Raw genomic sequence first — 21,199 nt, forward strand, 5'->3', positions numbered from 1 at the left:
TTTCACTCCTTATGATAATCGTTCAAATACATCGTCATGACAGACGACATAGAGCATGTCTGTGTCTTGTAGTGGCAAATCGAGCATCGTCGCCACATCTAATCGGTCATTGACCGCGATGAGTGTCACCCCTGATTCAAGTAAAGCCGTGTTCGCTTGCCGAACATTTTGCCACTCGACTTTTGGTTTCAACGCTTGGATGTTCCCGCCTGACTGTTTGCTTAACAATTGACGGAAAATCGCCGTCGTCCCTGGCTGTAACGTCGCTTTCGCCATTAAGAGGGAGACTGAGTCGTTCGCCAAAATAAAATCGTCGACGCGAACGTGTTTGAATTTCGAGATATTCCGCTCTTCACACACTTCAACGACCGTGTGCAAATCCACTTGATGTTCAGAGGACAGCGCCTCGACCGCTGAGGCGATCAAAAGCGATTTTCCATCGGCGAGTAATGTCTCCGTGATTCGCGCATCCGCAAAAATGGCGACGCGTCGTGCTTTCAGGACGTTCGCCTGCAGCAATACCGCTTCATCTGAGGCATCCCCTGAAACGAAGTGCACTTGATCGTGCACGTACGGCTCTTCGATCAACTGATCAATCAAGACGATTTCCGCTTTCGGTTCATAGTTGAGCACTTCATCAATTGCCTTTTTTGTCTTCGGGGACCACCCGATATACACATAATGTCCTTCTCCACGATACACTAGTCTTCCCTCCCGTTTTAACCGTTGAAACGTCGCGCCGATTTCAACTAATTTTCCAATCAACGCCCCGATAATCCCAATCCCGAATAGGAACAAGAAAATCCCGAGCCATCGTCCTGCCACGGAGGACGGATAAAAATCCCCATATCCGACGGTCGTCAATGTCGTCATCGTCCACCAGAACGAATCAAATAACGACCCGAACGTCTCAGGCTCTAACCAATAACCGAGCACGGTCCCTAGGACGATAATGCCAATCGAAGCTAGAACGACATTCAAAAATGATAATTTCGCTAACCCTTTCCACAAACGAAATAAGATATGCACTGTTTCCCCCTCCTTCTCTCTTATATACTAAACGTATCTACAAAAAGATTCACGAAACCATTTTGATCGTGATTCCGTATAAGAAGAAGAAAGGAAGGACTGACTTATGAACTCAATCGTCTTAGAGTATCGTCTCTATAAAAATGAATTATCGTTCGAACCGCTTTATCATTATACGTCTCTCGGTTTAGACGAAGTGCTGGCTCGCCGCGAGTGTGAGTTTTTCGTCAAAGACGGCATGACATACAAACAACGCTCGTCCGCCCTAGAAGGCGATCAATATTTTTTAATTTACGTCGATCGCTATACAGAAGGACCGATGGACAAACACGAAACGAGCGAGATCAAAGTCGAGATCCGTACGCTTGACGACCGATTTGACAACCCGCTGCTCGAAGCCTATTACGTCGACCGTCACCTCGATGCGCTCGCCATGCTCGGGAGCCAATACTTGTACGTCGCAGGAAAAGAATATGAACGCGATTCAGCAGAAACAGATGAAGATCGTGGTGTGTATGTCATCTATGTCACACCGACAGGTTATGAATTGGAGGAATCAACATGAAGACAAGCAAGAAAATTTTAAGCGGACTCTCGGTCGCGGTATTGACCACTTCCCTTGCCGCATGTGGTGGGGACGAATATGAAGAGGCGGCACTCCCGGAAGAACCGACCGGCTACGAATGTGACGATTGGGACTGGGATGACGAGACAGAATCCTATTATTGTGACGATGACCGCTCTCCTCACTTTGGCAGCTACTTCTTACTCGGTAGCCTGTTCAACTCAAAAAACGCATTGAAGAGCTCTTCGTCGTATAAGACGTATAAAGCAAATGGTGGCGCGACTGGCGCCGTATCGAACGGTTCCAATTCAGGATCGTCAAAATCTGGACTCGGCAGTGGCTCTAAAGGTGGATTTGGCGGATGACGCGTGACGAACTTTACAGTCAAATCCCTTATTTTTGGCCCGATTTAAACGATGAAGAATATGCCCTATATGACTGTTTTGAGATGACCGCCTCACAGGTCGACACTGTCAGGGAGGCGACCGAGGCGGTTGACTCGATTTTCCGTAAAACGAATCAATTGTTGCGTACGCTACCGGACGAGACACTCCGACTACTCGGTTATCCCGAGGCGAGCCTGCCATTCTTACGGGAGAAGACGATTCCACAAGAGACAATCATCGGTCGTTACGACTGGATCATGAAAGACGGTCAACTCAAATTGATGGAGTTCAATGCGGACACACCGACCTTTATTAAGGAGCTCTTTGACGTGAACGGCGTGGTCGCTTCCGAGTTTGGTCTCCTTGATCCGAACAGAGAAGCCACCGCCCAACTGAAAACGGAGTTGCGCAAGGGCATCGTCGCCGCATGGAAACGACTCGGACGAGAAGGCACACCGAAAATCGTCTTTACGGCACATGACGACAACATCGAAGACAAATGGACGGCGCGCTTCTTGCAAGAAACGCTCGACTTACCGTCTGAATTCGTACCGTTGCACGCCTTACTCGTCGACGAAGACGGTGTCTACACGCCATCGGGCGAACGGATTGACATCTTGTATCGTCAAACGTATCCGATTGAACACCTCGTGGACGACCGAGCACCGGACGGAGACTTGATTGGCATTCGATTACTCGAACTCGATCAACGAAAACACGTATCGGTCTTAAACCCTCTCTCTGCTTTTCTTATGCAATCGAAAGGCGTCCAAGCCCTCATTTGGGAATTGTATGAGACTGAGACATTATTCGATGAAGCCGAGCGCGACATCATCGGAACATATTTTTTACCGACTTACTTAGAAGACACACCATTTCTCGGTGAATCGGACTACGTCAAAAAGCCGGCGTTCGGACGTGAAGGGGACTCCGTCATCTTGTACACGAAAGAAGGCCAACCGTTTCACCGAGAAGCACTGCAAACGTATGCGGAAGAGACGGCTGTGTACCAACAGTTTATTGAACTTCCGACACGGATGACGACGACCGTCAAAGGTCGAATCGAGACCCATTATATGGTCGGATGTTTCTGTTTGAACGGACACTCGTCCGCACTCGGCGTCCGCGCCGGTAGCATGATCACGAACAACCAATCTTACTACTTAGCCGTTGGCACACCTACACAAAAGGAGACAAACTCATGACTTTCATCACACTCGACTCAATTTTAAGCTTCCTCGCCCACCTCGGGACAGGATTCGGTCTCATTCTCGCTGGACTCATCATCTTCGCCCTGACGACCAAGTATTCGGAACGTAAGTTAATCAAGGAAGGCAACATGGCTGTCGCGTTGAAACTTTGGGGGAAAGCACTCGGACTCGCCATCGTCATCTATACGGTTTGGGCGAACAGCGTCAACTTGCTCGATGCGTTCATCTGGGGACTCGTCGGCATCGCTGCCCAAGTATTGGCGTTTTGGACGTTTGAATATGTCCTTACACCTGGCGTGAACTTAGAAAAAGAAGTCGAGAACGGCAATATGGCCATCGGCTTCAGTTTATTCGCCGCATCACTCGTCGTCGGCATCATCGTCGCCGCGAGCTTGACGTACTAATTCAAACACCCCATGCACTCGCACGAGCCATGGGGTGTTTATATTTATAAAAAATTGGAGGAAGAACAATGTCGAAGCGAATTATCCTACTCACGATCGTCTTCGGTCTCATCGTCGTAGCCATCGCAACCGGTGTCGGACTGTATACGTACACCAACATTCAGGCCGGTGACTCATACGAGAATGCCGAAAAAGAAATGAATCGTTATATGACGATGAACGATTGGTATACGTTTGAAATTCATAACATGGAACAGTCCGTTCTCTCTTTTTACACAAATGAAGACCGCTCCGTCATCGGTCTAGCTGAGATTGACGTCGAAACAGGGAACTTAGGGTCTGTCACGAAACAAACAGAGCCGAATCAGCCTTTTGATTTCGTCACCCTTCAAGTTGAAAACAAAGAGTACATCGGCGTCCACCTAAAAGAACGCTCGGAAGATGTCGTCTATTTACGGTTAAAACGAGGCGATGAATCGAAAGAATTCACTGTCAATAATCCTGAAGATGAATCATACGTCATGACATACGTCATGAAATTGAATACATCGTCTTTTGAAGTCGGAACTCTTGAAACATTGGACCAAGATCACAACGTGCTATCTTCACAACCTTATTCGTCCATGTGATGAACCTACTTCAGAAGCACCGCTATGAAAAGGAGACCAATTATGCCAAACCGAAAAAAAGTTGGAATCTTTCTATTCTTCATTCTAAGCATCGCTATCGTTTCAGCCTTCCGCACTTCTTTATTGGAGAAAATCCAGCTCGGCCGTCATTTATCGGATCAGGGATTTGTCGTGTATCAATATTATAAGAAGGACGACACGGTGTTCGCACTCTTCACAAATGATGAGGAGAGGATTTTAGGTGTCGCGGAACAAAATCAGGACGGCTATGGTTCTGTAACCATCGATACGGAACCGTCTACGCCTTTTGACTATATTGACATCCAGAACGGCAAAAATCACTATCTTGCTCTACGTTTGAATCATCATGCTCAGCAGGTGGCGAAGTTACAGATTGAAGGAGAACTATGGTCGGAAGAACATATGCTCAACGACGCCAGTAACGGTGGAAACCGTGATTTCTTTTTCTTAGACATGTATAACTCGTTGGAGGATGCTTTGACGATTCAAACACTCGATCAACATGATCAAATCATGACATCTATTTCATTATAAAAGTGTCGCAGACCCATCCAAGGCTGCGACACTTTTTTGATTGGTTACGTTAACGAGAGCGTTGCAGACGGCCCGAAGAATTCATATCGTGCCTGAGGAATGACACGTACGACCGTCTCCATCATCGCATTCGGTCCGCACGTATAGACATCATGACCTTCGACATCAAGTGCCTCAAGTTGTGATTCATTCATGCAGCCCGATACGTCATCCACGTGTGTGATGAGGTGGAGCCCTTTAGCCACAAGTTCATCAAGTTCGTCTCCGAGCGGCCGGAGTGTTGTGCTGCGAACCGCGTGCAACAATGTGACGGAACGCCCTTGTCCGAGTGCCGTCTTCGCCATATTGAAGAGTGGTGTAATGCCGATTCCTCCCGCAATCAGTGTGAGCGGTCGATCTGACGCCTCAAGCGTAAATTCACCGGCTGGTGCGCTTACCGGAATTTCGGTACCGACCGTTTGTTCATGAAGCCAGTTCGAAACGAGCCCTTCTTGTTTCGGCGCGATCCAGTACCCGTTTTCTGTCGTATCGATGACGCTATATTGGCGGTGGTGCAAGATGTCCTCGCCAGCGATTCGCGCCTGAACCGAGATGTATTGTCCTGGGATGGCTGCACCGACGACCCCATCTTTCGCAACGAGACGGAATCGCTTCACTTCCGGTGTGTCTTCAATGATTTCTTCGATGACGAACGGTTTGAGTCCGACCCACGGCGCGTCATCATACATCTGTTTCTCGAGTGAGATGAAGACATCGGCAATCACGCCATACGCTTTCGCCCATGCATCGATGATGTCTGGTGTTGCCGCTTCTCCGAGGACATCTTGAATCGCTCCGAGTAAGTTTTCACCGACGATCGGATAATGTTCTGGACGGATATTCAAACTCTTATGTTTATGGAGTGCCGGTTGAATGGCAGGAAGAATCGCTTCGAGTCGGTCGATATGAAGGGCTGCCGCATAGACCGCGTTCGCAAGTGCCTCCGGTTGGCGTCCTCGTTTTTGGTTCGTATGGTTGAAGAAGTGACGAACTTCTGGATTTTGTTCAAACATTCGTTGATAAAAATGCTTCGTAATCGTCACACCATGCTCTTTCAAAACAGGCGCCGTCGCTTTTACAATCTCAATCGTTTGTTGATCTAACATATGTTTATCCCCCTTTTGTTTCGTACACGTTCATTATGTGATTCAGGTCACTTTAAAGCAATATATTAAATACTTGTTTAAAGCGAGTTTCACGATTCCGACTCATTTCTGCCACCATCCTTTCACATTTAAGTGAATCGCACTTTTAGACGTTGTCTTGTACAATGGAAAAAGAGGTGATGATGGATGAGACTCACGCAAACGTGTGACTACGCACTACGGACGTTAATGTATAGCGCCACGTTTTCGCATCGGCTGGTCACGATTCAAGAAGTCGCAGACCAATACAAAATCTCCAAAAATCATGTCATGAAAGTCGTATACGAGCTTGGCAAACATGGTTACTTGGAGTCGGTTCGTGGCCGTGGTGGCGGGTTCCGTCTCGCGCGCCCGATGGAAGACATCAACGTAGGCGAGGTCGTTCGATCAATGGAACCGCTCGAGCTCGTGGAATGCTTCGGGGAAGGTCGATGTGTGATTGCACCGGCCTGTGACTTACGAAGTGTGTTGAATGAGGCCATGCTGGCGTTCTTTCAAGTGCTCGACCGTTACACGATTGCCGATCTCGTCGCCAATCGAACGAACGAACTTGCCCTGCTCTTAGGCGTACAAAACCCGACGGACTGAAAAAAGTCCGTCGGGTTTTTGGTTATAGTGGTTTTAACTTTTCCTCAATTTCCGCTCGTCTCGACTCCAGAAACGGCGGCAAGGCCAATCTCTCTCCGAGCGTCTCAACCGATTCATCCGTTGCGAATCCCGGTTCATCTGTTGCGAGTTCTACTAAAATCCCACTCGGTTCACGGAAGTAAATCGACTGGAAATAATAGCGGTCAATGAGACCAGAGTGACTGATCCCATGTGCGTCAAGTTTCTCAATCCACTTCGCCATATCGTCTGTATCTTCCACTCGAATCGCCACATGATGCACACTTCCCCGCCCTGGTCGTTCCGATGGCAAATCCGGCCGATCAACGAGATGAATCTCTGTCGCCACGCCACCTTCTCCCGTCTCAAAAACGCGCACACCGTGACCATCCCGCTCAAATGTCTCCACGTATCGATAGCCAAGCACTTCCGTCAGCACTCGTGCCGTCTTGTCAATCCGCCGTACCGTCCACTCACTCAATCCGAGCCCGAAGATGCCGACGTCCGTAGGAACAGGACCATTTCTCCAAGGTGTCCCGCTCCCATCTTCCACCAGACAGAGACGTTGGCCTTCATGATCTTCGAACGAAAGGGTTGCCCTTCCTAAAACCGACTCGATTTCTCCGTAAGATACATCGAACGTGTCAAAACGCTCCTGCCAGTATGCGAGCGCCCCATCCGGTACTCTGAGCGCTGTCCGGGAAATACTGTTTGACCCTCGATACGTCTGTCCGAGAAACGGTAGCTCAAAGAACGTCAAATCGGTTCCAGGCGTCCCGGTCTCGTCTGCATAGAACAGGTGATACATCGATGGGTCATCCTGGTTGACCGTCTTTTTGACGAGCCGCATTCCTAGTATTTCCGTGTAGAATTGCAAGTTCTTTTTGGCATCCCCGGTCATCGCCGACACGTGATGTTGTCCTCCAATCGCTTTCATCCGCTATCTCCCCTTTCGACTATAACGTTATTGTATCACCTCCAACTAAGTAAAGTCTTCTTTACATTATGTAAAGTTTGTTTTACACTAGTGGTAGAAACTAGAAATGAGGTGGCAATATGCCATTAGTCAACCGCGTAAAAGAACTGCGTGCCCGGCACCAGTTAACCCAAGGCGACCTTGCCGAAAAGGTCGGTGTGACGAGACAGACGATCATCTCGCTCGAGAAAGGTAGCTACACGCCGTCACTCATGCTGGCGATGCACATCGCACGCGTTTTCGAGGAACCGGTCGAATCTATATTCACAATCGAGGAGGAATCACAATGAAACACGTCGTCGTTCAGTCTATTTCCAGCATCATCTTGTATATTCTTATGGCTTTTCTATTCAGCTCATTTCTATCTGATGTATCGAAGACCGTCATCGAGTCTGATCGCTTCTTAGTTGAATTCAATCTGCTTCCACTACTATTACTCGTTGTTTTTGGCATTGTTTGGACAGTCTATTCGTTTAACACACGACCGAACAAGCAATTGAGTTTCACTCAATGGTCTCTCCGGATGACCGAGTTCAGTGAAATCGATGAGCGTGAACAAATCATCACAGCGAAAGCAACTAAAGCGGCATACGTTTCGTTCGGCATCTCCGTTCCTATTTTTATGGGGTCGTTCATGTTTTATCCGTTATTTGAAGACACACTTCCCGCATATCCGATCTATGCACTCGCCTCAACGCTCATCATCGCGACACTCGTCTATATGACGACCTGGATTCGCGGCTATCGACATTAAGGAATTCATCACGAATTCCTTTTTTTGTGTCCATTTTTCATCGATTCGGACATCATGATTGCCAATTCTATTACACCGTGCTTATATATAACTAAACGGTTATATAAAGAATGTAAGGAGTCTTGCTTTGTGAAAACTGTCGATTTGACGATTGGAAACGTGCAACGTGTCATTCTGGCTCTCGCCCTTCCGCTCGTCGGTAGCTCGTTATTACAGTTTACGTATAGTCTCGTCGACATGTTTTGGGTCGGTGCGCTAGGGAGCGATGCTGTGGCAAGTATCGGTGCGGCCAGTTTTTATATCATGCTCGGCCAGGCGATTCAATCGTTGATTGTCGTTGGCGCCGGCATCAAAGTATCACAAGCTGTCGGGAAACGTGACCTCGATCTGGTTCAGCGCTATGTCCGGGCCGGCAGACGTCTGAATCTAACACTCGGTCTTTCGTACGTCTCATTGCTGATTTTGTTCGGTCATACCTTCATCGGCTTTTTGAATATGGGGGCCCCCGCTGTGGAACAGCTTGCGTACGAATATTTATTCGTCAGCGCGCCGATGCTCATCTTCTCTTTCTTTAATTTGCTGTTTGCTCGTCTATTCAGTGCATATGGCAATACGACAACAGCGATGCGAATCAATGCGACAGGCGTCATCCTCAACATGATTCTCTCCCCGATCTTCATTTATCCATTCCAACTCGGTGTGATTGGGGCTGCTCTTGCGACACTTGTCGCCAACGTCATCATGTTCGGATTGTTTTGGCACCGCGCTCGTACATTGTTCAGTTGGGATGAAGTCGTTCAGCCGACTCGAGCTGATTATGTAGAGGTGTTCCGTCTTGGTTTTCCGATGGCAACCCAACGGATTTTGTTCACGGTAATCAGTATTTTTCTTGCCCGCATGATTGGCTCATACGGGACGGAAGCGATTGCGGCACAGCGCATCGGGCTTCAAATCGAATCGATTGCCTACATGATGATTGGTGGCTTGAACGGAGCAATGGCTAGCTATACGGGACAAAATCTCGGGGCACGAAAAGTAGATCGTGTTTATGAAGGTTACCGGGTAACGACCCGACTTGGGATGATCTATACGGGATTCATCATGTTGTTATTTTTAATCATCCCGGATTTGCTCATTGGTCTATTCGTCGATGACGTTCGAACCATCGAGATTGGGGCAAGTTACTTACGAATTATCGGTATTTCGCTCGTCTTCTCATCGATTGAAATGATCGGAAACGGATACTTCTCAGGACTCGGATTACCGAAAATCCCTGCGACCATCTCGATTATTTTCACAGTGGCCCGTATCCCGCTCGCATTTGTTCTTGAGCCTTATCTCGGAATCGATGCCATCTGGTGGAGTATCGCCATCTCAAGTATCACGAAAGGACTTGTCTCCGCCCTCTTTGTCCGATTAACGAAAAAGGAAGTGACTTCCCTTGCAGAAGCAGTTTAATCAACTACCCCACCAGCTCATCACGAGTGGAAGATTTGCCATCGAGCGAGAAATGTTACGGGTCACGTCAGACGGCACGCTAGCTGTTTCGAAGCATCCAAAAGCACTCGGTCATAAAGCGACACATCCATATATCACGACCGACTTCTCGGAAAGTCAAATCGAGCTCATCACCCCGACATTTCCGACAATCGAGGAAGCACATCACTTTTTAGAAACGCTATACGACATCACGGCGCTAAACATAGGCGACGAACGCCTGTGGCCACAATCGATGCCATGCGCATTGCCGAAAGGCGGTACGATTCCAATCGCTGATTTTGGTGTGACTGGAATCGAAGCTAGCCGTTACCGGGAGCATTTGCTCCACAAATATGGGGCGAAAAAACAACTCATTTCCGGAATTCATTTCAATTTTTCGTTTTCCGATGAGATGTTATCCGCACTGTACGAAGGGTCTCCTGAACAATATCGACACTTCAAAGATCAGCTTTACTTAAAGTTGATTCGTCAATATTTACGGATGCGTTGGCTCATCGTCTATTTGTTCGGTGCTACACCAGCCGTTCATGTGAGTTATGAAGAACAATGTGTCAGTCAGATGCAAGCGCTCCACGAAGATACTTTTTCAAATAAACAAGCATTGTCATATCGGAATAGTGACTGTGGGTATACGAATGTTGAACCGCTATATCCAAATTATGCGACACTCTCTAGTTATATAGATGATGTAAGATGGTTCATTGCCAAAGGCGAGATTGCCAATCCGAACGAACTCTACTCACCCATCCGATTGAAAACATCGAAAGGTGGTAACGATTTAAATCAACTCGAAGCACACGGCATCGATTATATCGAAATTCGCAATATTGATTTGAATCCGTTTGAAAAGACAGGAATTGCGCGTTCAGATTTACGGTTCCTTCATCTGTTTTTGCTGTACTTGACCTTCACTGAGGAGACACCTTATTTCGATTGGCAAGCTGAAGCGTACAATAATCAACAACGTGTCGCCAAAGAAGGCATGTCTCCTACAAGTATATTGACTCGAGATGGTTACGCCATGCCTTTACACACGTATGCGACAGAACTTCTCGACGCCATCGATGCGTTCAACACACACTATGACCTCGGCTTCGAAAATGTCTTTCCCGCTCTACGCGAAAGAATTGATTACGTGGACCGGACGTACGCTTCCCGATTAAAGACGATTATGACCGAGACGGGCTATCACGCATGGTCCCTCGCCCAAGCAGAACATTTTTATGAGGACGCCTATGCAAATCGTTTTCGCATCCACGGTTATGCCGACCTGGAACTGTCTACTCAAATCTTAATGAAATCTGCAATTAAACGTGGCTATCGTGTCAATGTCATCGATCGTTCCGACCAGTTCATTCGGATTCGAAAGGGCAAACACGAAGAATACGTCAAACAGGCAACGAAAACATCAAAAGACAATTATGTTTCCGTCTTAATGATGGAGAATAAAACGGTGACAAAGTTTGTACTCGCAGAGCATGGCATTCGTGTCCCTGAAGGAGTAGAACTTCAAGAGGAATCAGATTTATGTCAGGCATGGGATTCATTTTCAAAACAACCCATCGTCTTAAAACCAAAGTCCACAAACTTCGGAGTCGGTATTCACATTTTTAAAGACGGAGCGACGTATGAGGAAGCACTCTCTGCATTTCAGTATGCAAAAACGTTTGACGATGTCGTTTTACTAGAGACATTCTTACCTGGAAAAGAGTATCGTTTCCTCGTCATCGGGGAGGAAGTCGCGGGCATCCTCCATCGTGTTCCGGCGAACGTCACTGGGGATGGCACCTCTTCCATTCGTCAACTCGTTGCGACAAAAAATGAAGACCCGTTGCGCGGAAAAGGATACAAGACACCGCTCGAGAAAATCGACATCGACGAGGTCGTCATTTCATTTTTACGTGCTCAAGGCAAGACACCCGATAGTATTCCCGCTCTCGATGAGCGTGTCTTCTTGCGTGAAAACTCTAATATCAGTACCGGTGGCGACAGTATCGACTACACGGATCAAGTTTCTGACATCTATAAGCGTATTGCTGTCGATGCCGCTAAGTCAGTCGGGGCAACGATTTGTGGTGTCGATATGATGATTCCCTCTCTCGATGATGCGCAAATCGAATACGGCATCATCGAACTGAATTTTAATCCTGCGATTCATATCCATGCTTTTCCTTATGAAGGCAAAGAACGACCGATTGGTGAGATGCTACTTGATTTATTGTTTAAACATTGAGTATTCCTGTTTTGGAATATTCTAAATCGGGAATATTCAGAACAAGAGGACGGTGACGAAAAATGGAAGAGAGATTGGCTTCTTTGTTTCAAGCGTTAGCCGACCCGAACCGGTTGCGGATGATCGAATTGTTACGGAAACAAGAGTGGACGGTCGGAATGATGGCAAATCAGCTTGGAATCAGTCAACCGCAGACATCGAAACACTTGCGAGTCTTATATGATGCAGGTCTCGTCACGGTAACCATTGATGCCAATCGAAGACGCTACGCACTCAAGTCTCAAGCACTCGAACCGATGGATGCTTGGCGGACCTATATGGCTCAGGAAACAGAGCGACTCGATCGATTGGAGACGTTTTTAGCGGAGTCACAGCGAGAGGAGAATGGATCATGAGTACGGTCAAATCACATGTAGAGGGCACGACATTGATCATGGAACGTCTGTTCAAGGCACCACGTCAACTTGTATTTGAAGCATTCTCGACACCCGCACATTTAGAAAAATGGTGGGGACCTACTGGATGGGAGACGAAAGTATACAGCTTCGACTTCAAACCAGATGGGATTTGGCATTATTGCATGACTTGTGTCGACAAAGATCAAGGTGACTTTTACGGTATGGAGTCATGCGGAAAATCGACCTTTATCGAGATTGATCCTTATTCCCGAATCGTCTATACGGATGCGTTCTCAGATGCGGACGGACACGTCAATCCGGACTTACCTGTTATGACCATCACGAATGAGTTTCTCGATACAACGGAAGGCACGTTATTCATTAGTCGCTCCGAATTCCCGAATGAAGAAGCTCTCCAACAAGTCGTCGAGATGGGGGCTGTCGAAGGATTCACCTCTCAACTCGATCGTCTTGAAGCGATTGTGACGCAGTAACGTAAAAGGCACCGTCCTCGTAAGAGAGACGGTGCCTGATTGTGTTCACAATAAAAAATAGCTCACGAAGAGGATGAGTGAAAAGATGAAGACCATCCCAATTGCCAAAGCAATGAGACTCATCTTTGCAGATTTGAATTGTTGCGTGTTAATCGTATGCACTTTTTTCAAATAGGAACGGGTTCCTACAAGAATTGTACTGATGCCAAACAAAATGGATAGCATTCCGATCGCTGAGATCAATTGATGTTCTGCACCACTCAAATTCTCACTTCGATAATAATGAAAGTTCGTCACTAAGAAACCGATCCCAATCACGGTAATCGCAGTACGAATCCACGCGAGAAATGTTCGCTCGTTCGCTAGATGCTGCTGGATATATTGTGAATCGATTGTTTTTTCTACTTCTAACTTCATACCTTCCGTCATCCTTCCATTTCAATCAAATGATTTTTCAAGGCGTATTGCACCAATTCGTGTCGGTGCTTCATCTGCAGTTTGTTCATAATCCGAGCTTTATGATTCTCTACTGTTTTGGGACTGATTCCTAATTTTTCCCCGATTTCATTATGGCTATATCCTAAAGTCGACAACCGCACGATTTCTAGTTCCCGGCGTGTTAATAACGGATGACCATTCTTTTGAAGCACGAGCTTGTCAATATAATCCTCGGTCAATGACGTCGAATAATATCGTTTCCCGTCAAATACATACTCAATCCCTTCTGCTAGTTGAGATGGATCGCTATTTTTAGACATAAAACCAGGTACATCCAGCTCAAGAGCACGTTTGATATAAATCTCTTCATCATGCATCGTCAGTAAGATGATTTTTGCGGAAGGTACTTCCTCAGCGAGTGCTTGAACCGTCACAAACCCATCCAATCCATTCGGCATCGTGATATCAAGTAAAATGACATCGGGACGCGTCCGAATCGCTTCTTGTATTGCCGCTGCCCCCTCTGCCGCTTCCCCAACTACACGAATGCGCTCATTTGTACGAAACATCAGTTTTAATCCACGTCGCACTAACTCATGATCATCAACAATCAATACATTAATCGGTTTCATCATGACCTCGCTCTCTCGGAACTGACACTGAAATTTCAGTCCCGTGCCCTATCACCGAAACGATCTGAAACAAACCTTCTATTGTTTTTGCCCTTTCTTCCATGTGACGTAGCCCTAACCCTTTCGAGACCACGAGAGAATCAAAGCCAACTCCATCATCTCGAAACAACAATTCAATTTGTTCCTCCTGTTCAAATACTCGACAATCAACATTTGTCGGATTCGCATACTTCATTGCGTTCACAAGTGCCTCTTGGACAATTCGATATAAATTAATTTCAACAAGGGAATCACATCGTGTCTTTAGTCGAAAATCCGTATGAAATGCCACGTTCGGATAACGAGTGGCAAAACTATCAAGTAGCACCTGTAGTGCCGATTCCAGTCCAAATTGATCAAGTTCGACTGGTCTCAACTGTTTTGAATAATTTCTGACGTGATCCATCAGGAGACTCACTTCAGAAATGACAGAACTCAAATATTCTTTTTTATCGGGGTCAACTACGTCTGATTGCAAGGAATTCAAGGCAAGCGTGATACTAAACAGCGATTGTCCGACCCCATCATGTAACTCTTGAGCCAATCGTTCATGTTCCTCTTCTCTCGCCCGAATCAATTCCCGAACCATTTGTTCTCTTAAGATATGCGCTTCCCTGCGCTTTCGTTCTGTAAAATCTCGTAAGACAAGCAGATAGTATGTCGCACCGGTCGTCGGATCATTTAAGATGCGAGCCGTGTTCATCTCAACGTCAACCATTTTCCCAGAGTATGTCGGCATCTCCGAAGTGAAATATGGGGAACGTTCATGTTCAATCAAATAGCAACGTTCTTCGCTAATGTTCACGTTTCGTTTCTGACAAAAAGAACAATAAGGAACCGGTTCTCCGATTTGCCATCCCGTCAATTGTTCGGCCGATTGATTCATCGAGATGATCGTTCGGTCATGGTCCATCACAATCACACCGTCTTTGAGTACGTCTAATATTTGATGTTCAAAGTCACGTAGTGTCAACGTTATCCCCTCCGCACTCTTTCAGTTCTTATATCCATAATACCCCTATGGGTAAACAAACCCAAATGATGCACTTCATTCCCCCATGAAAAAAGACGCGCCTCGAGGCACGTCTAATTTATTGAACACTCTATTCATCATGATTTATTCATGTTTAACGCTTGATTGTCCGTTCGTTTAGTACATCAACAGTCGCTTGAACGTATTTAAGGCCGTATTGAACTGATGGTTCTTTAATCCAACGCATGAGTGAAAATAGGGTGATGTGGCGGTCATCCTGTTCGACACGTTGTTGCACTTCCGTCCACATCTCTCGTGTCCATTCAACCTTCTCTTTCGCTGGCACGGCATACTCATCGATCCGTTGCCCAATCAATTCTTTCGTTTGTTCATCATGATATACATCTTGGACAAACGTGAACATGGACTCAAGTTGATTTGTCACCTGGAGTAACATCGGCAACTTTTCGGTCAGTTTTATAGCCGCTTCCAGCGTTTCGATCTGGATATTGGAATTTTCGATGGCTGCGTCAACTTTCTCTTTTACCGTTTCATCTTTCATCGTCGCCATACCAAAATCAACAGCATCCTCTAAACGGCGGAGAGACTGTTCAATTTTGGGCAAACGATCAATGAGCGAAATCAATGCTTGTTCAACGTCAGGTCTTGTCAGTACAGTCTCGACCGTTTGTTCCTCAAGTGCAGAACGTTCCATCACGATCCCTCCTTTCTCACATCGTCCCTTTCAACATGCCGTTCCAGTACATAATCGGTAAAAAGTCTTTTTTCAAAATGTACATGCTTCGTCTTTCTTTTGCTTGATTGAACGGCATCGATTCTTGAGGGATTTTATCATAATCAAACTCTGCTAGAATCAACGAACCGTAACCTGTGACAATCGGACAAGAAGAGTAGCCATCATATGAAGCTGTCGGTAAATGACCAGACATTGCATCTAGTACATTTTGGACAACGACAGGTGCCTGTTTCCGAATCGCTGCACCTGTCTTCGATGTCGGTAGGTTCGTACAGTCACCTAACCCGAACACATTTTTAAATCGCTTATGTTGTAGTGTATGTTTGTCGACATCAACCCAACCACCGGAGTCTGCCAATGAACTATTTCGAACAAAAGCTGGAGCTTGCATCGGTGGGGTGACATGAATCATGTCATAACTCATCTCGAACGATTCACCTGAATCTAAGTTTTCAAATATCGCAATTTTTTCATCTGCTTTTATTTCCGTTAAATTCACCCGGAAATGCGTTTCAATCTGTTTTCGTTCGAGTACTTTCTCCAGCGCGTCCCGATACTTCGCAACATCAAAAATGGCAGGATTGGCCGAACCGAAGACCACTCGACTCGAATCTCGAATCCCCTTCTTCGCTAAATACTCTTCAGCTAGATACATGATTTTTTGAGGGGCGCCCCCACATTTCACTGGAGTGGCTGGGTGTGTGAACAATGCCGTTCCACCTGTGAACTTTTCAAGGGTATTCCATGTGTAGTCAACGTGTTCATATGAATAGTTACTGCAGACCCCTTTTGAGCCAAGCGATTCTTTTAACCCTTTGATGCGTCCCCAGTCAATTTCAATCCCTGGTGACACGATGAGAAAATCATATTGAATCTTTCCGTGACTTGACGTTTCGACTTGATTGTTTTCAGGATCAAATGTCGTTACATGATCTTGTAACCACTTCGCCCCATCAGGAATGAGAGAATCCATCGGACGGGCCGACTCTTCTTTCTTCACAATACCTGCTCCGACTAGCGTCCATAACGGTTGATAATAATGTACAGTGGCAGGATCAATCAGTAAAATCTCATCTTTCAAATGATGTTTCTCTCGAAGTAATCTTGCCGCGACACTGATTCCCCCAGTTCCAGCACCAACAATCACAATACGATAATGCGTACGCATCCTATACAACCCCTTCCGTTTCATTCCACGTTATTTTTTGACAAATAAGTGAACTACTCTACAAATCAAGCATATTTGAAAGCGTGTTCATTTTATATAGGGGAAGTCCCTCAATTTCCGTCCAAACTATTGATATATGTTGTATAACACACTGGTTCATTGAAAAATCTGTTTACGCTCTCCTCTTTTCGAAGTGACTTTAATCACTTTGGAAAGCGCGATTTATCTCAATATAAAAAAGCTTTGAAGAACAACGCTCTTCAAAGCTTTACGCTCATTCAGCATGTAATTGTCTAAATAAATCATCAAGTTGATTGGAAGTAATCTCAGGATAGACATCACCAATACTGATTTCTGTGGAACAGTACCCGTCTTTTTCAACGAGATAACCGGTGATGCCAATCCCGGTCTCTTCTTGGATGCGTGCAATCCGCTCGCCTACTTCCTCCTTTTTTCCACGAAAGTGAAGATGGAACATATTCGTGACCGGGACGAGTGGCGTTGTCCATACGTCGTCGAGTTCGTTGAATCGCGCTGCCAATTGTACGGCAGCATCGCGATATCCTGTCATCTTGTCTTTCCGCATCTCGTAATAATAATCGGAAGAAAGAATATACGGGTAAAGGCTAATCAAATCACCGCCGTAGCGTCGCTTCCACACCTTCGACGTGTCACAAAATGATTTCGGTCCAGCAAGGATGGCACCGGCAATCCCACCGATTCCTTTATAAAACGAGACGTACACGCTATCAAAAAGTGCACAGATTTCAGATGCTTCTTTCTCGTAATACGGGAGCGATTCGAACAATCGTGCCCCGTCCAGATGCAGATAGATCCCTTTCTCACGACAGTGTTCATGAATCGCCACAAGTTCCTCGAAGGTCGGCAATTCCCCGCCGATTTCCCGTTGTGGAAGTTCGAGCAATAGACATGCGATGTCTGGCAACCCTTGAATCTCTTCGAGTGTCATCACCCGATTTTCGTCCCCAACTAAAATCGGTTCGATGTGATGTAACTCCTTCAAGCCATCCTGCTCATGGATTTCAAGGTGGCAGAGCGGATGATACGCGACCGTGTTCTTCCCTGTTTCATCACACCAAATGCGTAACGCGATTTGTTGCGCCATCGTGCCACTCGGAAAGAATACCGCCGACTCTTTCCCAAGAACTTGTGCCATCTTCTCTTCAAACTGTCGAATCGTTTTCCCCTGTCCATACTGGTCACTCGGCTCATCGTCACGCACATGCTCAAACGCCCGTTTCAACACTCCAATTTCCCGTTTGCCGTGACCGCTCAACTGAACATCTGTCTGTCGATACGTGTCTGCTAATCGCTCCATATATTCCCCTCCTCGACAAATAAACTCCCTGTCAGTATAACAGGGAGTCCTCTACTCAGTCGCGAATGCGGACGATGAGTTTACCGCGCACTTTCCGCGTTTGTAGTTTTTCGAGACCTTCTTTCAACTGGTCGAACGATAACACTTCTGTGACAAGATCGTTCAGTTCACCTGCATCGAGCAAGCTCATCATCTCTTCGGCCATATACGCCAAGTTGCGAATCGCATGTTCGTCCTCGCTCGCATGTGCCGCCCCGAGTGCCACTTCATGAACCGAAGGGGATAACGTGAAGCCTTTCATGTTCGTCATATCTGGTGGACCGGCGATATAGGCGAGATGACCGCTGAACGCGAGACGATCGAGGTCTGCTGTCGCGACGTCACGACCGACCGTGTTCAAAATCAAGTCGACGCCGCGACCATCCGTCTCTTCCATGATTCGTGCCGTCACGTCCTCGACGTTATAGTCGATGACTACGTCCGCCCCGAGTGACTCCACCCACTCAACGTTCTCAGGAGATGCCGTCGTGAACACCTTTAATCCGAGGCGCTTCGCGAGCTGAATCGCAAAACCGCCGACACCGCCCGCACCGGCGTGCACAAGAATCGTTTCTTTATCTCGCGTGTTCAGCTTCTGCATGACCGCTTCATAAGCTGTCATCCCCGCACACAGGATCGAGGCAGCTGCCTCATCGCTCACCCCTTGGGGAACGACCGCACAGGCCCTTGCATCGACGACCGTGTACTCGGCAAACCCTCCATTTTTCGAAAGATCTGTATGCACGGCTACACGTGAACCCGTAATGATGTTGGCGATACTTGAACCAACCTCGACGACTTCTCCAACGAGATCGACACCGAGAATATGTGGATACGCCCAGTTCGGGTTTCCGTTTGAACCGACTTTATAGTCGACCGGGTTCAAGGCGACCGCTTCGACACGAATCAACAGTTCTCCCGTTCCTGGTGTCGGTCGGTCGATTTCTCCAATATGCAGATGTTCCAGACCGGGTTGGTCGAGTAGCCATGCTTTCATGTTTAGTAAGCTCCTTCCGAATACGTGAGTTCGTATGAGTGAGAATAAATTTCAACGAGGTTACCGAATGGGTCTTCGCAGTACACCATGCGATACGGTTTTTCACCCGGGTAGTACTCCCGAATCGGCATCCGCTGTTTGCCGCCATGGGCGACAATCTTCTCGACAAGCCCTTCGATGTCAGGATCTTGTACACAGTAGTGGAAGATTCCTGTCTTCCAAAACTCGAAATTGTCTTCTGGTGTCTCGTTATTCGGGAACTCAAATAACTCGATTCCGATTCCGTCTCCTGTTGACATATGGGCGATACGGAATTTACCCCAGCCTGGTCCGAAGACGTCTGTACACATGACTCCGATTGGCGAATCGTCCTCGACGACGTCTGATGGTGTCATGATGGTATACCATCCCATCACGTCCTCATAAAATTTTACAGCCTCGGTTACGCTCGGTACAGAAAGACCGATGTGTGAAAATGTTCTTGGATACGTCATGTTTCATCTACTCCTTTTTGTTTGCTCAATTTAGCGGATAACGATAAGATACTGTCATTGAAGCAAGAAAAAAAGTACGCACATTGAAGTAACTACCCGAAAGTGAGGTTCCTTGAACATGACCACATCGTTCCCCGTCAACCGTGCACTTGAGATTATCGGCGGCAAATGGCGCCCTCAAGTGTACTGCACGCTTCAAGATGGACCGCTTCGTTTTTCTGATATTCAACGAGCGATTCCGGACGTCAGCCGAAAAGTGTTGACCGACCAATTGCGTGAACTCGAACAGCTCGGCATGGTTCGCCGTGTCGACTATTCGACCGAGAAGCACCTCCACGTCGAATATTCATTAACTGAAGATGCCCTCGGACTGCAACCCGCCATGAATGCCCTTTGTTCATGGGGAGAGTGCCACGACAACAAATAATCCCGAGCCACATGGCCCGGGATTATTTTTATGAAGCGAACAGACTGATCAAATTCCCATCCGCATCGTACAGGATGGCGTAACGTTGTCCCCAAAACGCATCCCATGGGGCTTTGTGTGACGCATATCCTTGTTCAAGTACCTTGTCATATAATCGGTCGAGCGCCTCACGGCTTTCACATAAGAAGGCAAGCTCGATTCGATGCCCGTCTGCCTGTTTCCATTCCCCGTATACTGATTCGGCCACTTCTACCGTATCGAACGCGAGACGCACGCCTCCTTCGTCAATCTCTACATGCGCTTCCCCGTTCATCGCTTCTGGAATCTCAAACCCAAGCGCCCGATAAAAGTCGAGCGACCGCTTCATATCCGTCACGACGATCCCGACCATGTCCAATTTGACTGCCATCACGTTCCCTCCCCTTGTTTTCATGATACGATTTGAGTGTAGCATGACCACTTCAATCAGAGACGAGGAATTTTTATGAGCCATACGTTTCATCCACTCACCCAAGAGCAAGCCGAACTAATCGCTTTCAAGTGGCGCTATGAAGGCGAATACGCGTTTTACAATATGGATGCCGACGAAGAAGACCTCGCCTTATTTTTAGATGCGGATGAACGGGGAGACGCGACGTTCGCCATTCTTGAGGACGACGATCTCATCGGCTTTGTCACATTGCAATTCGAGTCAGCAGAAACCATTTCCATTGGTCTCGGCATGCGCCCTGATTTGACAGGGAGCGGCAACGGACATCGATTCCTCACTTCAATCCTTACTTGGATCGAGGCGACATATGGGACTCGCACAGTGCATCTTGCCGTCGCCACGTTCAACAAACGGGCCATCCGGTTATACGAGTCGCTCGGTTTCATCCCACAAGACACGTTCATGCAGGAGACGAACGGCGGTGTGTATCCGTTTCTCACAATGACGCGTGAACAAAGCGAACCCCCGAACAACTGATGTTC

At 47.0% G+C, this 21,199-nt stretch carries 27 protein-coding genes; 15 read left to right on the forward strand and 12 right to left on the reverse strand.

Translation table 11 applies throughout. The features are described 5' to 3' along the window. Positions 1 to 9 precede the first annotated feature (9 nt). Positions 10 to 1,029 (reverse strand): potassium channel family protein, encoded by a 1,020-nt coding sequence (locus PJK55_RS09670; protein ID WP_214744703.1) that lies wholly within the window; start codon positions 1,027 to 1,029, stop codon positions 10 to 12. A gap of 106 nt (positions 1,030 to 1,135) precedes the next feature. Here PJK55_RS09670 and PJK55_RS09675 point away from each other — a divergent pair, with 106 nt between their 5' ends. From PJK55_RS09675 to PJK55_RS09700, 6 genes are all read left to right on the forward strand, one after another. Continuing rightward, positions 1,136 to 1,594: a hypothetical protein gene (locus tag PJK55_RS09675; protein WP_214694705.1), complete on the forward strand. Its 459-nt coding sequence runs from the start codon at positions 1,136 to 1,138 to the stop codon at positions 1,592 to 1,594. Continuing rightward, positions 1,591 to 1,959, forward strand: coding sequence for a hypothetical protein (locus PJK55_RS09680; protein WP_214784900.1), 369 nt, complete (start codon positions 1,591 to 1,593; stop codon positions 1,957 to 1,959). The genes PJK55_RS09675 and PJK55_RS09680 overlap by 4 nt, the downstream gene beginning before the upstream one ends. Continuing rightward, positions 1,956 to 3,185: a glutathionylspermidine synthase family protein gene (locus PJK55_RS09685; RefSeq protein WP_271305629.1), complete on the forward strand. Its 1,230-nt coding sequence runs from the start codon at positions 1,956 to 1,958 to the stop codon at positions 3,183 to 3,185. Before PJK55_RS09680 ends, PJK55_RS09685 begins: the two co-directional genes overlap by 4 nt. Next, on the forward strand, positions 3,182 to 3,595 hold the full coding sequence (locus PJK55_RS09690) for a DUF350 domain-containing protein (RefSeq protein ID WP_034770831.1): 414 nt from the start codon (positions 3,182 to 3,184) through the stop codon (positions 3,593 to 3,595). The genes PJK55_RS09685 and PJK55_RS09690 overlap by 4 nt, the downstream gene beginning before the upstream one ends. A gap of 68 nt (positions 3,596 to 3,663) precedes the next feature. Beyond that, entirely contained in the window at positions 3,664 to 4,224 is a 561-nt protein-coding gene (locus PJK55_RS09695; RefSeq protein ID WP_271305630.1) for a hypothetical protein, read from the forward strand. Positions 4,225 to 4,266: 42 nt separating this feature from the next. Further along, positions 4,267 to 4,779 (forward strand): hypothetical protein, encoded by a 513-nt coding sequence (locus PJK55_RS09700; protein ID WP_271305631.1) that lies wholly within the window; start codon positions 4,267 to 4,269, stop codon positions 4,777 to 4,779. A gap of 44 nt (positions 4,780 to 4,823) precedes the next feature. On the opposite strand, the gene PJK55_RS09705 is transcribed toward PJK55_RS09700, so the two are convergent. Continuing rightward, positions 4,824 to 5,924, reverse strand: coding sequence for a globin domain-containing protein (locus PJK55_RS09705; RefSeq protein WP_271305632.1), 1,101 nt, complete (start codon positions 5,922 to 5,924; stop codon positions 4,824 to 4,826). 186 nt (positions 5,925 to 6,110) lie between these two features. On the opposite strand from PJK55_RS09705, the gene PJK55_RS09710 reads away from it, so the two are divergent. After that, a complete protein-coding gene (locus tag PJK55_RS09710; RefSeq protein ID WP_271305633.1) occupies positions 6,111 to 6,551 on the forward strand; it encodes an RrF2 family transcriptional regulator in 441 nt (146 codons plus the stop codon). Between the two features lie 22 nt (positions 6,552 to 6,573). Here PJK55_RS09710 and PJK55_RS09715 read toward each other — a convergent pair whose 3' ends face one another. After that, complete coding sequence (locus PJK55_RS09715; RefSeq protein WP_271305634.1) at positions 6,574 to 7,506, reverse strand: ring-cleaving dioxygenase; 933 nt, start codon at positions 7,504 to 7,506, stop codon at positions 6,574 to 6,576. 119 nt (positions 7,507 to 7,625) lie between these two features. On the opposite strand from PJK55_RS09715, the gene PJK55_RS09720 reads away from it, so the two are divergent. The 6 genes from PJK55_RS09720 to PJK55_RS09745 all read left to right on the forward strand — a co-directional run bounded on the left by PJK55_RS09720 (position 7,626) and on the right by PJK55_RS09745 (position 12,924). After that, positions 7,626 to 7,835, forward strand: coding sequence for a helix-turn-helix transcriptional regulator (locus tag PJK55_RS09720; RefSeq protein ID WP_224862398.1), 210 nt, complete (start codon positions 7,626 to 7,628; stop codon positions 7,833 to 7,835). Further along, positions 7,832 to 8,299 (forward strand): hypothetical protein, encoded by a 468-nt coding sequence (locus tag PJK55_RS09725; protein WP_271305635.1) that lies wholly within the window; start codon positions 7,832 to 7,834, stop codon positions 8,297 to 8,299. The genes PJK55_RS09720 and PJK55_RS09725 overlap by 4 nt, the downstream gene beginning before the upstream one ends. A 129-nt stretch (positions 8,300 to 8,428) precedes the next feature. After that, a complete protein-coding gene (locus PJK55_RS09730) occupies positions 8,429 to 9,757 on the forward strand; it encodes an MATE family efflux transporter (protein ID WP_271305636.1) in 1,329 nt (442 codons plus the stop codon). Next, positions 9,741 to 12,032: a bifunctional glutamate--cysteine ligase GshA/glutathione synthetase GshB gene (gene gshAB / locus PJK55_RS09735; protein WP_271305637.1), complete on the forward strand. Its 2,292-nt coding sequence runs from the start codon at positions 9,741 to 9,743 to the stop codon at positions 12,030 to 12,032. The genes PJK55_RS09730 and gshAB overlap by 17 nt, the downstream gene beginning before the upstream one ends. Before the next feature lie 62 nt (positions 12,033 to 12,094). Next, on the forward strand, positions 12,095 to 12,427 hold the full coding sequence (locus PJK55_RS09740) for an ArsR/SmtB family transcription factor (RefSeq protein WP_271305638.1): 333 nt from the start codon (positions 12,095 to 12,097) through the stop codon (positions 12,425 to 12,427). Continuing rightward, positions 12,424 to 12,924, forward strand: a complete 501-nt coding sequence (locus PJK55_RS09745; RefSeq protein WP_271305639.1) for an SRPBCC family protein — start codon at positions 12,424 to 12,426, stop codon at positions 12,922 to 12,924. Before PJK55_RS09740 ends, PJK55_RS09745 begins: the two co-directional genes overlap by 4 nt. Positions 12,925 to 12,969: 45 nt before the next feature. Here PJK55_RS09745 and PJK55_RS09750 read toward each other — a convergent pair whose 3' ends face one another. From PJK55_RS09750 to PJK55_RS09785, 8 genes are all read right to left on the reverse strand, one after another. Continuing rightward, positions 12,970 to 13,341, reverse strand: coding sequence for a YidH family protein (locus PJK55_RS09750; protein WP_271305640.1), 372 nt, complete (start codon positions 13,339 to 13,341; stop codon positions 12,970 to 12,972). Between the two features lie 8 nt (positions 13,342 to 13,349). Further along, positions 13,350 to 13,994: a response regulator gene (locus tag PJK55_RS09755; protein ID WP_214745083.1), complete on the reverse strand. Its 645-nt coding sequence runs from the start codon at positions 13,992 to 13,994 to the stop codon at positions 13,350 to 13,352. Next, positions 13,981 to 15,006, reverse strand: a complete 1,026-nt coding sequence (locus tag PJK55_RS09760; RefSeq protein ID WP_271305641.1) for a PAS domain-containing sensor histidine kinase — start codon at positions 15,004 to 15,006, stop codon at positions 13,981 to 13,983. The genes PJK55_RS09755 and PJK55_RS09760 overlap by 14 nt, the downstream gene beginning before the upstream one ends. A 154-nt stretch (positions 15,007 to 15,160) precedes the next feature. Next, complete coding sequence (locus tag PJK55_RS09765; protein ID WP_271305642.1) at positions 15,161 to 15,721, reverse strand: hypothetical protein; 561 nt, start codon at positions 15,719 to 15,721, stop codon at positions 15,161 to 15,163. A gap of 16 nt (positions 15,722 to 15,737) precedes the next feature. Next, a complete protein-coding gene (locus tag PJK55_RS09770) occupies positions 15,738 to 16,931 on the reverse strand; it encodes an NAD(P)/FAD-dependent oxidoreductase (protein WP_271305643.1) in 1,194 nt (397 codons plus the stop codon). 274 nt (positions 16,932 to 17,205) lie between these two features. Next, positions 17,206 to 18,270, reverse strand: coding sequence for a threonine aldolase family protein (locus PJK55_RS09775; RefSeq protein ID WP_271305644.1), 1,065 nt, complete (start codon positions 18,268 to 18,270; stop codon positions 17,206 to 17,208). Between the two features lie 55 nt (positions 18,271 to 18,325). Further along, positions 18,326 to 19,306 (reverse strand): zinc-binding dehydrogenase, encoded by a 981-nt coding sequence (locus PJK55_RS09780; protein WP_271305645.1) that lies wholly within the window; start codon positions 19,304 to 19,306, stop codon positions 18,326 to 18,328. Between the two features lie 2 nt (positions 19,307 to 19,308). Continuing rightward, positions 19,309 to 19,800 (reverse strand): lactoylglutathione lyase family protein, encoded by a 492-nt coding sequence (locus PJK55_RS09785; protein WP_012727473.1) that lies wholly within the window; start codon positions 19,798 to 19,800, stop codon positions 19,309 to 19,311. Between the two features lie 118 nt (positions 19,801 to 19,918). Between PJK55_RS09785 and PJK55_RS09790 the strand changes: the two genes are divergently transcribed. Continuing rightward, positions 19,919 to 20,227, forward strand: a complete 309-nt coding sequence (locus PJK55_RS09790) for a winged helix-turn-helix transcriptional regulator (protein ID WP_031422089.1) — start codon at positions 19,919 to 19,921, stop codon at positions 20,225 to 20,227. Positions 20,228 to 20,255: 28 nt separating this feature from the next. Here the strand turns inward: PJK55_RS09790 and PJK55_RS09795 are convergent, their stop codons facing one another. Next, complete coding sequence (locus tag PJK55_RS09795) at positions 20,256 to 20,636, reverse strand: VOC family protein (RefSeq protein WP_214784925.1); 381 nt, start codon at positions 20,634 to 20,636, stop codon at positions 20,256 to 20,258. A gap of 75 nt (positions 20,637 to 20,711) precedes the next feature. On the opposite strand from PJK55_RS09795, the gene PJK55_RS09800 reads away from it, so the two are divergent. Beyond that, positions 20,712 to 21,194, forward strand: a complete 483-nt coding sequence (locus PJK55_RS09800) for a GNAT family N-acetyltransferase (RefSeq protein WP_271305646.1) — start codon at positions 20,712 to 20,714, stop codon at positions 21,192 to 21,194. Positions 21,195 to 21,199: the final 5 nt, after the last annotated feature.

Origin of the sequence: Exiguobacterium sp. MMG028, from assembly GCF_027947425.1 — a bacterium.
GTDB classification, from domain to species: Bacteria; Bacillota; Bacilli; order Exiguobacteriales; family Exiguobacteriaceae; genus Exiguobacterium; species Exiguobacterium aestuarii_A.